A 2,188-nucleotide genomic window follows, 5' to 3' on the forward strand; every position below is an offset into this window, starting at 1 on the left:
CTGCGGTCGTAAACGATAGTGAGAAGTTGAATTGTTAAAGAAGGGGAAAGACCGTCTGATAAGGCTTAGGATAGTGTTTTCAGACGGCATGGTGTGATTTTTGTTAGATTTGCTAAATAATAAATATTTTTAAAATTGGTTATTCAAAATTTTTTAAATTTCCTCTAGTTTTTCTTTCATCAAGTTTTCTAGCCAGTCTTCAAATTTTTCAAATTCAGTATCCTCTTCCCACTCTTCAGGAGGAATATCAGGAAAAAAAACACCAAAATTTTCATTTTCTTTTGTAAGAAGGAAACCAGCTTGATCGCCAGTTCTTGGAATGGAAATAGTAATTAAGATATTAGGGAATAAATTACAATCAGTTCCTTCAAAAACTTGTTGTGACCAATCATAAAGCTCTTTAGGAGCTAAAAAATCGAATCCAGGTAGTAACTCATCTTGAAACAAAGTACAAGATCCTACTGTTAGAAGAAATTCTCTATATATTCTAGGGAATGTGACTTTATATTTTTTTTCAAAATCATTTATCTCATCTAAAGAAACATCATATCTTTTTTTAAAAATAAAATTTGATTTTCCATAATTAATTAAGTTTCCATTACTAGATTTGATTAAATCTTGTATATCTACAAGAATTTTTTTGAAATTATCCATAAATTAATATCCTTCATTCAATTTTTATATCTATTATCTAGGAACAATCTAGTTAATTATTCCTGTTGAGGGTGCTATTTGGCAAATGTGTTCGTAAGGTAGCCCCAGTACCGTGTATAGTTCCAGTATGAGGGTGTTTCACAGGAGTTGGACTCCACCATGTATTTGAACCACCATTTTTATGCGAAATAATATGATGAGGAGTGGCATGTATGCCCTGTTTCAAGTTCTCACATTAAGCTTTTTTGTCTTCGAGAAAAGTCTCTACGCATCATGCGATTTTGTTGGGCGCTTCTTTGTTTTGCGCTAGGTAGTTTATCCTTAATCAAACATTTTTGTCTTTGACTAACAGGAATCAGTGACCACTTATCAACATCATCCATAATATCATCATACTGGAATAATTCTTCTAGGCTTCTTATTCCGTTTTCTCTTCAAACCTAATGGACCAAACCAAGCATTTGTATTAGAAGCAAAACTATACAAATTGTTCCCACCTAATAGTAAGATAGGATCCTGATTCACAAACAGACCCGCATTAGGCTTGTAGTACCTATAGAAGTTATAATGCAGCCCCGTTTTACGGTCGGCATATTGGTTTTGTATGAGGAAGGGCTGGTATGCGCTATCCGTTACTCGAGTTTCCTCTTTCAGACGACCTTACTGGAACATTGGGTATCAACTCACCCTAGGACGACTATTTGAATTCCTGTTTAATCAAAATTAATTAATTAATATTAAATGTATAATTAAATTTATTTATCAAATGCGGTTGGATCAAAAACAGAGATATATTTTATATTCATTTTGAGAGCTTCTTCGAACGGAGGGTCATCTTCAGAAACTTCCAGTGCAATTCCTTCAATAATTTTTGAAAAAAAAGCTTCTTCACATTCATCGTAATAGAAACCTAAATTAGAATTTAAGATATCATTAATGGGCATTCCTATTTTAATAGTTCTGAATTTGCCTTGATATCCTTCTAATGCAGAAATTTTATAAATTTCTCCTGAAGTAATATCTACGTTAATTTCAATTGGGATATCAGTAAATATATATCTGCATGAATTAACATTAGTTTGAAAAAATTTTAATTTTCCATTTAAATTATATTCATTAATGATACTGGAGTAGTTTTTAATATTGTCTTTTAATCTGATTCCCCCTAAACTCTTCGCGGGGATAATTTCATCATAAATATTCATTATTAACCTTTCATATTATTCTGCAGGAAATCTTTGCGTTCCGCCTTTTCCAGAAGATACTTTCCAATAAGGTGCTCCCTCATAATGCCTAGGGCTCCCTGGGTGGTATTGAATGTAACGATCAGTAAATTCATTACCCCGTGAATTTAATTCTCTTAATGTAAATCCTTTATTGTCTCCACGAGTTTTACTCATTACGGCTTGCTGTATAATTTTTTCATTTGAGGATCAAATTTGTTGTGAACCATCAAAATTTGTATCTAACCCATCTATATATTTCTCAAAATCAAGGTGATATAGTTTTTTTAAATTTCTAACCCAGATAACAA

The 2,188-nt window shown here is 32.0% G+C and carries 3 protein-coding genes; all 3 read right to left on the reverse strand.

Annotated features, from left to right (window positions below; genetic code table 11):
• Positions 1–153: 153 nt before the first annotated feature.
• The gene (locus tag SINDD18_RS04920; RefSeq protein WP_061863316.1) at positions 154–654 is read right to left on the reverse strand and encodes an SMI1/KNR4 family protein; all 501 of its coding nucleotides are present in this window, start codon (positions 652–654) and stop codon (positions 154–156) included.
• 390 nt (positions 655–1,044) lie between these two features.
• Positions 1,045–1,308, reverse strand: coding sequence for an RHS repeat-associated core domain-containing protein (locus SINDD18_RS10400; RefSeq protein ID WP_081108259.1), 264 nt, complete (start codon positions 1,306–1,308; stop codon positions 1,045–1,047).
• 101 nt (positions 1,309–1,409) lie between these two features.
• A complete protein-coding gene (locus SINDD18_RS04925) occupies positions 1,410–1,859 on the reverse strand; it encodes a hypothetical protein (RefSeq protein WP_061863317.1) in 450 nt (149 codons plus the stop codon).
• Between the last annotated feature and the right edge of the window lie 329 nt (positions 1,860–2,188).

The sequence above is a fragment of the Streptococcus infantis genome, from assembly GCF_001579645.1.
Lineage (GTDB): Bacteria > Bacillota > Bacilli > Lactobacillales > Streptococcaceae > Streptococcus > Streptococcus infantis_E.